Annotated in this window: 13 protein-coding genes; 2 read left to right on the top strand and 11 right to left on the bottom strand. The window is 58.8% G+C overall.

The features are described 5' to 3' along the window. Nucleotides 1-14: 14 nt before the first annotated feature. From fabF to AB5Y47_RS12020, 9 genes are all read right to left on the bottom strand, one after another. The gene (gene fabF, locus AB5Y47_RS12060) at nt 15-1,256 is read right to left on the bottom strand and encodes a beta-ketoacyl-ACP synthase II (RefSeq protein ID WP_151027385.1); all 1,242 of its coding nucleotides are present in this window, start codon (nt 1,254-1,256) and stop codon (nt 15-17) included. Between the two features lie 81 nt (nt 1,257-1,337). Beyond that, a complete protein-coding gene (gene acpP / locus AB5Y47_RS12055; RefSeq protein WP_005300909.1) occupies nt 1,338-1,574 on the bottom strand; it encodes an acyl carrier protein in 237 nt (78 codons plus the stop codon). A gap of 157 nt (nt 1,575-1,731) precedes the next feature. Further along, nucleotides 1,732-2,466 (bottom strand): 3-oxoacyl-ACP reductase FabG, encoded by a 735-nt coding sequence (gene fabG / locus AB5Y47_RS12050; protein WP_039041169.1) that lies wholly within the window; start codon nt 2,464-2,466, stop codon nt 1,732-1,734. Between the two features lie 13 nt (nt 2,467-2,479). Further along, the gene (fabD, locus tag AB5Y47_RS12045; RefSeq protein WP_042863866.1) at nt 2,480-3,415 is read right to left on the bottom strand and encodes an ACP S-malonyltransferase; all 936 of its coding nucleotides are present in this window, start codon (nt 3,413-3,415) and stop codon (nt 2,480-2,482) included. Nucleotides 3,416-3,481: 66 nt separating this feature from the next. Continuing rightward, complete coding sequence (locus AB5Y47_RS12040) at nt 3,482-4,441, bottom strand: beta-ketoacyl-ACP synthase III (protein ID WP_010674740.1); 960 nt, start codon at nt 4,439-4,441, stop codon at nt 3,482-3,484. Between the two features lie 6 nt (nt 4,442-4,447). Continuing rightward, complete coding sequence (gene plsX, locus AB5Y47_RS12035; RefSeq protein ID WP_290436387.1) at nt 4,448-5,467, bottom strand: phosphate acyltransferase PlsX; 1,020 nt, start codon at nt 5,465-5,467, stop codon at nt 4,448-4,450. A 9-nt stretch (nt 5,468-5,476) separates the two neighbouring features. Next, nucleotides 5,477-5,644 carry a 50S ribosomal protein L32 gene (gene rpmF, locus AB5Y47_RS12030; protein WP_005300935.1) on the bottom strand — a complete coding sequence of 56 codons (168 nt, stop codon included), beginning with the start codon at nt 5,642-5,644 and terminating at the stop codon, nt 5,477-5,479. A gap of 20 nt (nt 5,645-5,664) precedes the next feature. Further along, nucleotides 5,665-6,186, bottom strand: a complete 522-nt coding sequence (yceD, locus tag AB5Y47_RS12025; protein WP_029314532.1) for a 23S rRNA accumulation protein YceD — start codon at nt 6,184-6,186, stop codon at nt 5,665-5,667. 196 nt (nt 6,187-6,382) lie between these two features. Further along, nucleotides 6,383-7,036, bottom strand: coding sequence for an START domain-containing protein (locus tag AB5Y47_RS12020; protein WP_286700009.1), 654 nt, complete (start codon nt 7,034-7,036; stop codon nt 6,383-6,385). Nucleotides 7,037-7,195: 159 nt separating this feature from the next. Here AB5Y47_RS12020 and AB5Y47_RS12015 point away from each other — a divergent pair, with 159 nt between their 5' ends. Next, complete coding sequence (locus AB5Y47_RS12015; RefSeq protein WP_041215169.1) at nt 7,196-7,777, top strand: nucleoside triphosphate pyrophosphatase; 582 nt, start codon at nt 7,196-7,198, stop codon at nt 7,775-7,777. A 52-nt stretch (nt 7,778-7,829) separates the two neighbouring features. On the opposite strand, the gene rluC is transcribed toward AB5Y47_RS12015, so the two are convergent. Next, entirely contained in the window at nt 7,830-8,774 is a 945-nt protein-coding gene (gene rluC / locus AB5Y47_RS12010; protein ID WP_201893979.1) for a 23S rRNA pseudouridine(955/2504/2580) synthase RluC, read from the bottom strand. Between the two features lie 414 nt (nt 8,775-9,188). Here rluC and rne point away from each other — a divergent pair, with 414 nt between their 5' ends. Next, nucleotides 9,189-12,323, top strand: a complete 3,135-nt coding sequence (rne, locus tag AB5Y47_RS12005; protein WP_368220266.1) for a ribonuclease E — start codon at nt 9,189-9,191, stop codon at nt 12,321-12,323. Between the two features lie 280 nt (nt 12,324-12,603). On the opposite strand, the gene AB5Y47_RS12000 is transcribed toward rne, so the two are convergent. Beyond that, nucleotides 12,604-13,754 (bottom strand): IS3 family transposase gene (locus AB5Y47_RS12000; RefSeq protein WP_102948979.1). Its coding sequence is split into 2 segments (ribosomal slippage): nt 12,604-13,517 and nt 13,517-13,754, totalling 1,152 coding nucleotides; the frame shifts between segments, so codons are not numbered across the junction. Nucleotides 13,755-13,818: the final 64 nt, after the last annotated feature.

The raw sequence follows: 13,818 nt of genomic DNA, 5'->3' as shown, positions 1-13,818 counted from the left end.
TCGCCCAGAGCGAATTATACGCGTTTGAAGATCAGGGAGCCATTGGTGCCGCCAAAACCGAAGGAATTGGAAAGGGCATATTCGAAGCTGCCGGCCTTGGCAACATGCGGCACCAGATCCAAGTCGCACTCATCATCCGGATTGTCCAGGTTGATGGTGGGAGGCACCATCTGGTCACGCAGAGAGAGCACAGTGATGATCGCCTCGATGGCGCCAGCCGCACCCAACAGGTGGCCTGTCATGGACTTGGTGGAACTGACCATCAGGGCGCTGGCATGGTCACCAAACACCTTCTTCATGCCGCGCAGCTCTGCCACATCCCCAAGGGGCGTGGAGGTACCGTGGGCATTGATGTAACCGATCTGCTCGGGTGCGATGCCAGCATCCTTGATGGCGTTCTTCATGGCGCGTGCGCCACCATCGCCGTCCGAGGGAGGGGCCGTCATGTGATAGGCATCCCCACTCATGCCAAAGCCGACCAGCTCGGCATAGATCTTGGCGCCGCGGGCCTTGGCATGTTCATACTCTTCCAGCACCAGCACACCGGCACCATCGCCCAGTACGAAACCGTCGCGATCCTTGTCCCAGGGGCGGCTCGCCTTCTGCGGTTCGTCATTACGGGTGGAGAGCGCCTTGGCAGCGGCAAAGCCGCCCATGCCCATGGGGGTGGAGGCTTTCTCGGCACCACCGGCGACCATCACGTCCGCATCGCCATAGGCGATCATCCGGCCAGCCATGCCGATGGCATGGGTACCCGTGGTACAGGCGGTAGTCACGGCGATGTTCGGGCCCTGCATGCCTTTCATGATGGAAAGATGACCGGACACCATATTGATGATGGTGGACGGAACGAAGAAGGGGCTCAGCTTGCGGGGGCCGCCATTGATGAGGCTGCTGTGGTTCTGCTCAATCAGACCCAGACCGCCGATACCAGAGCCGATGGCAACGCCTACCCGCTCCGCGTTCTCTTCGTTGATGATCAGGCCGGAATCTTCCAGGGCCTGAACACCCGCCGCCACGCCATACTGGATGAAGAGATCCATCTTGCGGGCTTCTTTGCGGTTGATGCCGAACTCTTCGGGGTCGAAATCCTTGACCAGGCCTGCGAAACGGGTTGCGAACTCGCTTGCATCAAAGTGGTCGATGAGGGAAATGCCGCTCTGCCCGTTGAGCAGGGCTTGCCAGCTGGATTCGGCAGTGTTGCCTACCGGGGAAAGCATCCCCAAGCCGGTCACCACGACTCTGCGTTTTGACACTGAGGTAGTCTCCGAGAGGTGTTTTGAAAGGGGTAAACATAAAAGAAGCGGCCCTTGGGCCGCTTCTTTCAGAACAGGAATTTATTCCTGATTAGCGGTGATGTAGTCGATAGCCGCTTGAACAGTGGTGATCTTCTCGGCTTCTTCATCAGGAATTTCGGTATCGAATTCTTCTTCCAGCGCCATTACCAGTTCAACGGTATCCAAAGAGTCAGCGCCCAGGTCGTCGACGAAGGAGGCAGCGTTCTTCACGTCTTCTTCTTTAACACCCAGTTGTTCGATGATGATTTTCTTTACGCGTTCTTCGATGTTGCTCATGACCTGAATTTTCCTTTAAAAATACGCTATTGCGTCTGGTTGGGGTAGTGTATTCAATTGACGTGAGTTTGCAAGTGACTTGCCGCTGGTCAAACCACGAAATTCGCCAAACTTCGGCGTATTATCGCAAATTTGAACAGAACTCACGACAAATTGATTACACCATGTACATCCCGCCATTAACATGCAGGGTTTCGCCGGTAATATAGGCGGCATCATCCGATGCCAAGAATACCACAGCGGCAGCAATTTCTTTCGGATCGCCCAAACGGGCAGCAGGCACCTGATTCATGATGCCGGCGCGCTGCTCTTCATTGAGTGCCTTGGTCATGTCGGTCTCGATGAAACCGGGAGCAACCGCATTCACCGTGATGCCACGGGATGCCACTTCACGGGCCAGCGACTTGGTAAAACCAACCAGACCGGCCTTGGCAGCAGCATAGTTGACCTGACCGGCGTTGCCCATGGTGCCGACCACGGAACCGATGCTGATGATGCGACCGTTGCGCTTCTTCATCATGGCTCGCAATACCGGCTTGCTCAGACGGTACAGGGAGGTGAGATTGGTGTCGATGATCTCGTTCCACTCGTCATCCTTCATCCGCATCAGCAGGTTGTCGCGGGTGATGCCGGCGTTGTTGATCAGGATGTCGATGTCGCCAAAACGCGCCTTGATGGCGGCGAAGACGGTTTCGATGGATTCCTGACTGGTCACGTTCAGTGCCATGCCGCAGCCTTGCTCACCCAGGTAAGCACTGATCGCTTCGGCGCCGCTCTCGCTGGTCGCAGTACCCACGACCTTGGCACCACGAGCAGCAAACGTCTCCGCAATCGCACGACCAATGCCACGGCTGGCGCCAGTGACCAACACAACCTTATCGGTAAAACTCATGACTTGCTCCTGTTTACTTGATCTGGGCCAGCGCCTGCTCGAACGAGGCGACATCGTTGGCGTGAATACCTTCCACTCGCGCATCGATACGCTTGGCCAGGCCGGTCAACACCTTGCCCGGGCCCATCTCGATTTCGAGGGTAACACCGTCGTTTGCCATGCGCTCTACCGTTTCAGTCCAGCGAACCGGGCTGAACAGCTGACGCACCAGGGCTTGCTTGATGGCGGCCGGATCCTGCTCACAGGAAACGTCGACATTATTGATGACGGCGATGGCAGGAACCTTGATCTCGATCCCATCCAGGGCGGCGGCCAGCTTTTCTGCGGCCGGTTTCATCAGGGCGCAGTGGGAGGGCACGGAGACCGGCAGCGGCAGGGCACGCTTGGCACCTGACTCTTTCATCAGCACGTTGGCACGCTCGACCGCCTCTTTGTGGCCGGCGATGACCACCTGGCCCGGAGAGTTGAAGTTGACCGGAGAGACCACCTGCCCCTGGGCCGCTTTCTCACAGTTGGCAGCGATGCTTTCGTTGTCCAGACCGATGATGGCAGCCATGGCGCCAGTGCCTTCCGGTACGGCTTCCTGCATGGCCAAACCACGCAGCTCGACCAGTTTGACGGCATCGGCAAACGCCAGCGCGCCGCTGCACACCAGGGCGGAGTATTCCCCCAGGCTGTGGCCGGCCATCACGGCAGGGGTTGCCCCGCCTTGTTGTTGCCACAGGCGCCACAGCGCGACGGAGGCGGTCAACAGCGCTGGCTGGGTACGCCAGGTCTTGTTGAGATCCTCGGCCGGGCCTGCCATCACCAGGGCAAACAGGTCATAACCCAGCACCTGGCTCGCCTCGGCGAAGGTCTCTTTAATCACGGCGTGTTGCTCGGCCAGCTCGGCCAGCATGCCGACGCTCTGGGAGCCTTGTCCCGGGAAGGCAATGGCAAATCGGGTCATCATTGATTCCTTTAAGGTAAGACGAATTCGGTAAGCGGGCGCCCGAGGACCGGGCACCGCTCGGTATCAGAGGCGAACCAGCGCAGAGCCCCAGGCAAAACCGCCGCCGAAGGCTTCCAGCAGGACCAGCTGGCCGGGTTTGATGCGACCATCGCGCACCCCTTCATCGAAGGCGATGGGCACGGAGGCCGCGGAGGTATTGCCATGACGATCCAGGGTCAGGATCACCTTGTCGAGCCCCATGCCGAGTTTCTTGGCGGTGGCATTGATGATGCGGAAGTTGGCTTGATGGGGCACCAGCCAGTCCAGCTCGCTCGGCTCGACGTTGGCCGCAGCCAGGGTTTCGGTCACGATCTCGCTAAGGCGTGTCACCGCCACCTTGAAGACATCGTTGCCCTTCATGTACATGTAGGCTTCGAGCTCGGCACCCGGCATGCCGCGACGGGGCTGCGGCAGTTTGAGCAGCTCGCCATAACGGCCATCGGCATGCAGATGGGTGGAGAGGATGCCAGGAGTGTCGCTGGCACCGATGACCACGGCCCCTGCCCCATCCCCGAACAGGATGATGGTGCCGCGATCCTCGGGATCGCACATACGTGACAGCACGTCCGCACCGACAACCAGCACGTGGCGAGCAGCGCCGGATTTGACGAACTGATCGGCGATGGCGAGAGCATATGTAAAGCCGGCACAGGCGGCGGCTACGTCAAACGCCGGGATCCCCGGTACGTCAAGCAGCCCCTGCAGTTCACAGGCAGCAGCTGGGAAGGCATTCTCTGCGCTGGTGGTGGCCAGCACTATCATGTCCAGATCGGCGGCAGTCAGACCTGCCGCATCAAGCGCACGCAAGGCCGCCTGATGAGAAAGGGTCGCGACGGTTTCGTCGGCTCCGGCGATACGGCGTTCACGGATCCCGGTGCGTTCCACGATCCATTCGTCACTGGTTTCAACCATCTGTTCAAGATCGGCGTTGGTACGAACCGAACTCGGCAGATAACTGCCAGTACCCAGAATTTTGCTATGCATAGAGTTTTATAAATCCCTGTCGGAAAAGACAGATTCAAGGCGATCTGCAATTTGCAATGGAAGTTGATGTCTGGCTTCTTGTGCGGCCAGCAGAATCGCATGACACAGAGCGCGGCGCTCGGCCCGCCCATGGCTTTTTACCACAATGCCGCGCAATCCTAACAGACTCGCGCCATTATACTGGTCGGGGTTCAGGTAAGAGAAACGCCGTTTGAACATAAATCCGGCGAGTCGACCAAGAAAACTGCGTTTTTTGCGCGGATATCCGGCCAGTTCGGCCATCATCCGCACCACCCCCTCTGCGGTCTTGAGCGCCACGTTGCCCACGAAACCGTCGCAGACGATCACGTCGCACTCGCCGCTGAAGATCCTGTCCCCCTCAATGAAACCGACAAAATTCAGGGCGGAGCATTGGCGCAGCAACTCGGCGCTGTGGCGCACCAGGTCGTTGCCCTTGATCTCCTCCTCCCCTACGTTGAGCAGTGCCACTCTGGGTGAAGGTATCCCCTCCACCTTCTCTGCGACTACGGCGCCCATCACGGCAAATTGCAGCAGGGTGTCGGCATCGCAGCTCACGTTCGCACCCAGATCCAGCATCACGGTCCGCTTTCCACTCAATGTGGGCAGCGCCTTGATGAGGGCTGGCCGGTCAACACCGGGCAAGGATTTGAGCACGCACTTGGCCATGGCCATCAAGGCACCGGTGTTGCCTGCACTGACACAGGCATCGGCAGCGCCGCTCTTGACCAGATCCAGGGTCACGCGCATGGAGGAGTCTTTCAGGGTACGCAGCGCCACGATAGGCTTTTCGCCCATGCCCACGACCTGGGAGGCATGCACGAGACGAACGCGAGGGTGGTTGAGCAAGCCATGTTGCTGCAGAAGAGGGGCGGTCTGGTATTGATCACCGACCAGAACAAGTTTTAGCTGGGGTAGAAGAGACAGTGCCTGCACGGCGGCAGGCACTGTTTCCGAGGGGCCGATATCTCCCCCCATTATGTCTAGCGCGACAGTTTGCGTAGACAAAGGCAATCCTTAAGCGATTACCTTTTTACCGCGGTAGAAACCATCGGCAGTCACGTGGTGACGACGATGAATTTCGCCACTGGTCTGATCAACAGTCAGGGCAGCGGTGGTCAGCGCATCGTGGGAACGACGCATGCCACGCTTGGCGCGGGTTTTACGGTTCTGTTGTACGGCCATGGTAGGCTAACTCCTAAAATTCACTTACGTTTGAGCGCTTCAAGAACTGCAAAGGGATTCGGCCGCTCATCAGCAGGTTCGATTTCACCCCAGGTCATCTCCATGTTTCCTCTGGGACACACATCCACCGGATGCATGGCTACTTGAGGCAACGAGAGGATGAGTTCATCCTCCAGGATTTGATGAAGATCTATCTCGCCGTTTTCGTCCAACTCAATGGGCTCATAAGCTTCCGGCAGTTCTTCCTCGTTTGTTCTTTCGAACAGCGGAGTGTAAATAAAACTAGCTTCACAAAGGTGTTCAAACGTCTCACCACAACGCTGGCAAACCAGGTCGACCTTGGCATGGGCAGTGCCTTTCATAACGGTCAACTTCTGGACATCTTTGCCAAAGTGCAGTGTGACATCCACATCACTTCGCAAGCCTTCGGTTGATTCCTCCAGCCTGGGCATCTGCGACTTTTCCACTATCCCGACATAATCGAGTAGCTTCAAGGCATTACGGACTGGATCAACCTTAACGGGCAACTTCACCTTTTGCATAGGGCGCGAATATTATAGGTCCAACAAGGGATAGTCAAAGGAAAAAGTCCTTACCGCCGATGATTTTACCTTCACAGGCCCCTGCAAGAGGAACTTGTGCTCATCGGTGGCCGATTATGCCATATCGTGCAGGATCTGGCACAGGATCCTGTTCCCCTCCCCTGTCTGTCCACCGGATGTGCTCCTTGGTGTCTCATCAGGTGGCAGAACAGCGCGGGTCGCTCCCCAGCAGGCCTGGTGTCGCAGCCACACTGGGCTCGGCTTCCATCAGTCGGCGTATGGCTTTGAAACTGCCCACGGCAGCCTTGATGGCAATGGGATTGACCAGCCAGCCCGGCAAGTTGTTGCCCGGATTGGTATAGGTTTCGAGCCGAACGAGTGTGCTGCCATCCCGTTGGGGTAGCGCCTCCCACCGTCCGGCGCTTTCCTGGATCCGGAACAGCCCTGCATGCAATGGCAGGGCATTCGGCTCTGCCCACACCTCGAGAGTCAGGCTGCAATCAATGCGTCGACTCAGATGAGAGCGGGTGATGAGCTCCCTGTCTTGCACCGGCCAGGGAGATGCCAGGCGGGTATAGACCAGATCATCGTCGGGACCCGATCTGGCCAGCACCCTGACTTCACGGCTCTGGGGCAACCACTCTTTATGGCGCGCCGTGTTCCGCAGCACCGTGATCAGCGCGCCAGGATCGGCATTCACCCGCATCTCCAGACGTAAGGCCTGAAAAGAGGTCGGAGGATGTGGCTGGGTCCAAAGCATCACCCCCTCATCCCCCTGGCGAAGTTGCCATGTCCCTGCCCAGCTGGCGAAGGAGATCAGTGCCATGACCAAGGCCGCATATCGTGTCATCACGCTCAATTCCGATCTCTTGTGTTTGTGCTGTGGTTCCATCAGCATGCATGCTTCCCGCTAATTAGGCGAGTCCCGCTGTAGACATCTCCTGTTTGCGTGGCCCCATCTGCACAGATAGAATCAACCAATTGATTTATAAATGGATATCATCAAAACATGCAGCCTTCCTTGATCCTCGCGTCCACCTCGTCCTACCGCAAGACCTTGCTGGAAAAACTCGGTCAGCCATTTCACTGTGCTGCGCCTCAAGTCGATGAGACGGCGCGACACGGGGAGACCGCAGAAGCTCTGGTCAGCAGATTGGCGTTTGCCAAGGCGAATGCCGTTGCCGCTGACCGTGATCAAGGATTGATCATCGGTTCAGATCAGGTGTGCGTCTGTGACGGGCAGATCCTCGGCAAACCCGGCACGGTGGAGAAGGCGGTCGAGCAGTTGCTGCGGGCACAAGGCAAGCGCGTCATCTTTTACACCGGGCTCTGTGTGATCAATGCTGCGAATGGCCATGCCGAGCAGCTCGTCGAGCCTTTCACCGTGCATTTTCGCTCGCTCGACGAAGCCGCCATCCGTCGCTATGTGGAGGCCGAACGTCCTCTGGATTGTGCCGGCAGCTTCAAGTGCGAGGGAATGGGCATCGTCTTGTTCAAGGCGCTGGAGGGGCGCGATCCCAACGCCCTTGTCGGTCTTCCCCTGATAGGCTTGGTTGATCTCCTGGGTCGCCACGGCCTGGCTCTGCCATAACAAGAACTCTGCCATGAAAAACGGGAGCCTTGGCTCCCGTTTTTCATGGCTGTCAGCGTGGCAGCTTGGCGAGGAACGCCTCAAGCTCCGGTGACAATGGCGCTTCCACCTGCATCTCCCGGTCGTCCACCGGATGAGTAAAGGTGAGCTTCCAGGCGTGCAGGAACAGACGCTTTAGCCCCTGCCCCCGCATTTTTTCATCAAACCCGGCCTCACCATATTTGTCATCGCAGGCGATGGGATGGCCGGCGTGCTGGGTGTGGACACGGATCTGGTGGGTACGGCCAGTGATGGGGCTGCACTCGACCAGGGTGGCTTCGGCAAATTGACGGGCAATCCGGAACCGGGTCTCGGAGGGTTTGCCATCGCTGCTGACCCGCACCACCCGCTCGCCGGATTGCAGATCATTTTTGCGAAGTGGCGCATTGACCACCTTGACGTGGGGTTGCCACTGGCCGCGCACCAGCGCCAGATACTGCTTGCGCATGGTCTTGACCCGCAGCTGCTCGTGCAGGCTGCGCAGGGCACTGCGCTTCTTGGCAACCAGCAGCACGCCGGAGGTGTCGCGATCCAGCCGGTGCACCAGTTCGAGGAAACGGGCTTCGGGGCGCAGGGCACGCAGCCCTTCGATGACGCCAAAACTGAGGCCGCTGCCGCCGTGCACTGCCATGCCGGACGGCTTGTTTAGCACTATCATGGCGTCGTCTTCAAACAGGATCTGGCTCTCCAGACGCTGGATGCTGCCGAGGTTGGCAGAAGGCAACTCATTCTTCTCGGCCACACGCACGGGGGGCACCCGCACCTCGTCACCGGCACAAAGCTTGTATTCCGGTTTGATGCGCTTCTTGTTGACCCGTACCTCCCCTTTTCGAAGGATGCGATAAATCAGGCTCTTGGGGACGCCCTTTAACTGAGTCTTGAGAAAATTGTCGATGCGCTGCCCGTCATGCTCAGCTTCGATGGTGAGCAGCTGCACTTGTTGATGTATCTGTGTCATGGCGCGGATTTTAACACCGCCGACAGCCCTTGGCTCCATGCTTTGTTAAAAAATGGCGTCTTGCTATAAAAGTGGTTTAAATGGGATAATAAACAAGGTTTTGTCATTGTGTTCAAGCCTTGTACTAAGTGGCCAAAATGTATGCCACCCAATCCCGAAACACCGTGTATACAAGAACATGACGGTTCCCGGGTGCGAGGTACAACGCATGGAGAACACAAACAGAGCCGACGTAAATTGTCTCCACATCGGTATCCTTAATTCACGCCCTCTCGAGAAGGCTGAACCAGAGTGCCCTTAGTTTGCGCCTCATGCATACCCCAACCGGGAGGTTGCCCCAGCATGCTGAAGACCCGAGGCCGGCGCCGGCAGGACCCAGTGGAGGAATCAAAATGACAAAATAATGAGAACTCAATGAAAAGAATGCTAATCAACGCGACTCAGGAAGAGGAGTTGCGCGTAGCGCTGGTTGACGGACAACAGCTCTACGATTTGGATATTGAAAGTCCGGGACACGAGCAGAAAAAAGCGAACATTTACAAGGGCAAAATCACCCGAGTAGAACCCAGTCTCGAAGCTGCTTTTGTTGACTATGGCGCCGAACGCCACGGTTTCCTACCGTTAAAGGAAATCGCCCGCAATTACTTCCCCTCCGGTTACTCCTATCAGGGTCGTCCCAACATCAAAGAAGTGGTCCGCGAAGGCCAGGAAGTCATTGTCCAGATCGATAAGGAAGAGCGTGGCACCAAGGGTGCAGCCCTCACCACCTTCATCAGTCTGGCCGGCAGCTACCTGGTGCTGATGCCGAACAACCCCCGTGCCGGCGGCATCTCCCGTCGCATCGAGGGTGACGAGCGGACCGAGCTGAAGGAAGCCCTGAGCGGTCTGACCGTGCCGGACGGCATGGGCCTCATCGTGCGTACCGCCGGTGTGGGCAAGTCCCCGGAAGAGCTGGAGTGGGATCTGAACGTTCTGCTCAACCACTGGGACTCCATCCACAAGGCGTCACAGAATCGCTCCGCTCCCGTGCTGATCCACCAGGAAAGCAACGTCATCGTGCGCGCCATCCGTGACTACCTGCGTCGCGATGTGGGCGAGATCCTGATCGACAACCCGGTCATCTTCGAGCGCGCCAAGTCGCATATCGAGCTGGTCCGTCCCGATTTTCTCAATCGCGTGAAGCTGTACAAGGGCGATGTCGCCCTGTTCAACCACTTCCAGATCGAGAGCCAGATCGAATCGGCCTTCCAGCGCGAAGTGCGCCTGCCCTCCGGCGGCAGCATCGTCATCGACCCGACCGAAGCACTGACCTCCATCGATATCAACTCCTCCCGCGCCACCAAGGGCGGCGATATCGAAGAGACCGCCCTGCAGACCAACCTGGAAGCGGCCGACGAGATTGCCCGTCAATTGCGCCTGCGTGACCTGGGTGGCCTGATTGTCATCGACTTCATCGACATGACCCCGGTTCGCCATCAGCGCGAAGTGGAAAACCGTCTGCGTGAAGCGGTGCATCAGGATCGTGCCCGCATCCAGCTGGGCCGTATCTCCCGTTTCGGTCTGCTGGAGATGTCTCGCCAGCGTCTGCGTCCCTCCCTCAACGAGTCCAGCAGCCATATCTGCCCCCGTTGCCAGGGTCAGGGGGTCATCCGTGACAATGAATCCCTCGCCCTGTCCATCCTGCGTCTCATCGAAGAAGAGGCCATGAAGGACAACACCGAGCAGGTTCATGCCCAGGTGCCGGTCGATGTGGCCGCCTATCTGCTCAACGAGAAGCGTACCTCCATCGCCAATCTGGAACAGCGCAATGATGTGCGTGTCTACATCATTCCGAACCAGCATCTGGAAACGCCGCACTACGAAGTGACCCGCATCCGTCAGAACGAGATCCCGGAAGCGGCCAGCTACGAGCTCAAAACCGAGATTGCCAAGCCGGTCTATCAGCCGCGCCAGGCTCAGGTAGTCGAGCGCGAACAGCCGCTGCTGCAAGGGTTTGCCCCGGCTCCCCAGCCTGTTGCGCCCACCGCCCCGGCTCCTCTTGCGACTCCCGCTCCGGTTGCAGAACAAGTCGGCTTCTTTGGCAAGCTGGCCAAGGCCTTCTCCGGCCTGTTCGGTGCCTCCTCCGATGCGGCTCCGGCCGAGGTGAAGGCGCCTGCCGACAAACCGGCCGCCCAGCGCGAAGCTCGCAAGGATGACGGGCACCGTCACCAGCGCGATGAATCCCGCAGCCGTGGTCAACGTGGCCGTCGCGATGACAACCGCGGCAGTCGCAATGCCGAGGCCGGCGAGAAGCGTGAAGGCGCAGCCAGCCGCGAGAGCAGTGATCGCAATCGTCGCCCGCGCAAAGAGCGTGAGCCTCGTCAAGAGCGGGAACCGCGCCAGGAACGGGAACCCCGTGGCGAAGTGCGCACCGAACAGCGCATGGAGCGTGAGCCTCGCGAACCCCGCCAGGAGCGCGAACCTCGTGCCCCGCGTCCGGCTCGTGAACCTCGCGCGCCCCGCGAACCCCGTGCAGAGGTGAGCGTCGAGGCGGTTGATACCGTTGATACTGCTGTCGCCAGCGCTGAACCGCGTCAGGAAAAAGAGCAAAAAGTGGCCGAGCGCCGCGAACGTCGACAACTGCGCAAGCAGATCCGTGTCGATGTCGCCGCAACCGACACCCCTGCCCTGCCGACTGACGAGCAAATCATCGATGTCGCCGACGTGCAAGCCGCCGCTGAGCAGCAAGAAGAGCAAGGCGAAGGTCAGCGTCGTTCCCGCCGTACCCCGCGCAATCAGCGCATCGAAGGGCAACGTCGCAAGCGCATCAACGAAGAGGCTCGTGGCCAGCGTGAAGACGAAGCACAAGGTGAAGTGCAGCTGACTACCGCGGCCCAGGCCGATGCGGCTCAGGTGAAGGTGGAAGAACCGGTTGTGCCTGTCATCACCATTCCGAGCGCAGAAGCGGTTGCAGCCGCCCTGCAGGCCTCCGCCGCACTGACCGAACACGTGGTGGCTGAAGCCGTTGCTGAGGAAGCGGCAGAGCAGGCACAAGCCGCACTGGTTGCAGAGTCTGCCACCGTCGAGGCTGCCGCGCAGGTGGAACCCGTCGTTGTTGCCCCTGTGGTCGTGGAAGCCGCCGCCGAGGTGGTTGCTGCCGAGCCTGCTGTTGCCAACGTGAAGACCAAGACCGAGGAAGCCCCGAGCAGCGAAGCTGTTGTGGCCGAATCCGTGGCTGACGACGTCACCAACGTGGATGCAGCCCCTGCCGTGGTCGCCGAACCAGTTGCTCCCGTGGCGCCAGTCTCTGCCGAAGTCGCCCCCCAGGAATCTGCCGCTGCAGAAGCCGCTGTGCCTGTGGCCCAGGTCGTGAACAAGGGTGCCGGTGTATTGGCCCGTGCCCGCAAGGCCTATGCCCCCATGGCAACGCCGGCTGCGGCGCCTGCCCCGACACCCCGTGAACCCGTGGAGTACGCTCCCCTGGTACGCAGCGAAGTCGTGACCTCCGGTCGCCACGGTGGCAGCACCGCTGCCAGCAACGTGGCAACCAGCCCGGCCGGTCGCCCCTGAGCAGACTCGTTAGTCTGAATAAAGAGCCACACAATGTGTGGCTCTTTTTTTGTCTCTTTTTTGGGGCTGACATCGCCTTGCTCTCCCCCCCCTGCCCGTTCGATATCCGCCGCTTTCCCGATGTTCAGCGATCACACACACAGTCCAAGCAAGACGTGAATAACGCACCAGACAGAGGATTCATCTCTGTCAACGCACCACGACATGCTCTGCTTTGTCGACAGGGTCCGTGCGTTGACAGCATATGGAGCCATTGGCAAACTGAAGCGCCCCTGGTTTTCTAGACACTTTGTTGCTGAAAAATAAACTGCCTTTCAAACTCTACCGGCGACAGCCCATCATTGGAACCATGACGCCTGATTGGGTTGTAAAACATCTCGATATAATCAAACACATCGCTGCGGGCTTCGTCTCTTGTCGCGTAAATCCTGCGCTTGATCCGCTCCCGTTTGAGCAACTGAAAGAAGCTCTCGGCGACCGCGTTGTCGTGACAGTTACCCCGTCGGCTCATGCTGCAACTCAGGTTGTGGGCCTTCAGAAAGTCTTGCCATTCACCACCGGTAAACTGGCTGCCCTGATCCGAATGCACCAGTACCGGCTGCTTGGGTTTGCGCCGCCAGACGGCCATCAATAACGCATCAACCGCCAAGTCTGCCGTCATGCGTGACTTCATCGCCCAGCCGACGATCTGGCGAGAGAACAGGTCGAGCACCACCGCCAGGTACAGCCACCCTTCTTGAGTGCGAATGTAGGTAATGTCAGTCACCCAGGTGATGTTGGGGGCTGGCACCTTAAACTGACGTGCCAGCGTGTTTGGGGCAGCTTGCGTGCTCTTGCCTCCATAATGCCCCTTGCGGCGTTGATAGCCCGTTTGCGAACGCAGTCCCTCCCGCTTCATTAATTTGGCCACACGGTGCTTGCCGCAGGCTTCCCCTGCGCCACGAAAGTCGCGATGGATCTTGCGATAACCGTAGACAGCACCACTTTCCAGCCAGGATTGCTTGACCAATCCGGTCAGTCGTTCGTCCTCCTGCTGTCGTGGCGATGTGGGCTGTTTCAACCACGCGTAGAAGCCACTTCGGTGAACCCCCAGGGTCTGGCACAGGGTAACGACACTGTACCGGTCGAGTCGGGAGGTTATGAACGCGTACCTTTCCTTGACTCGCTGGCAAAGTACGCGGCGGCCTCCTTTAGAATATTGCGCTCCTCGGTGACCTGGCGCAGTTCAGTTTTCAGGCGGCGGATCTCGGCTTGCAAGGCAGACTCTTCTATCTGCTGGTCAGCAGGCTTACCGTACTGCTTGAGCCATGCATACAGGCTGTGGCTGGATACCCCGATGGCACGTGCAACGTCAGCCACCGGCCGCCCGCGCTCGGTGATTTGTTTAACGGCTTCGATTTTGAATGTTTCTGGATAACGCTGACGGGTCATAACACCTCCAATAGTTGCCTCATTTTAAGGCTGTGAGGTGTCTAGGGAACTGGGGGCGATTCAA

The sequence above is a fragment of the Aeromonas sp. R7-2 genome (genome assembly GCF_040908105.1).
Taxonomy (GTDB): Bacteria; Pseudomonadota; Gammaproteobacteria; order Enterobacterales; family Aeromonadaceae; genus Aeromonas; species Aeromonas caviae.
Note: the sequence above shows the minus strand (reverse complement) of the source record. Positions and strands in the feature narration are given on the sequence as shown.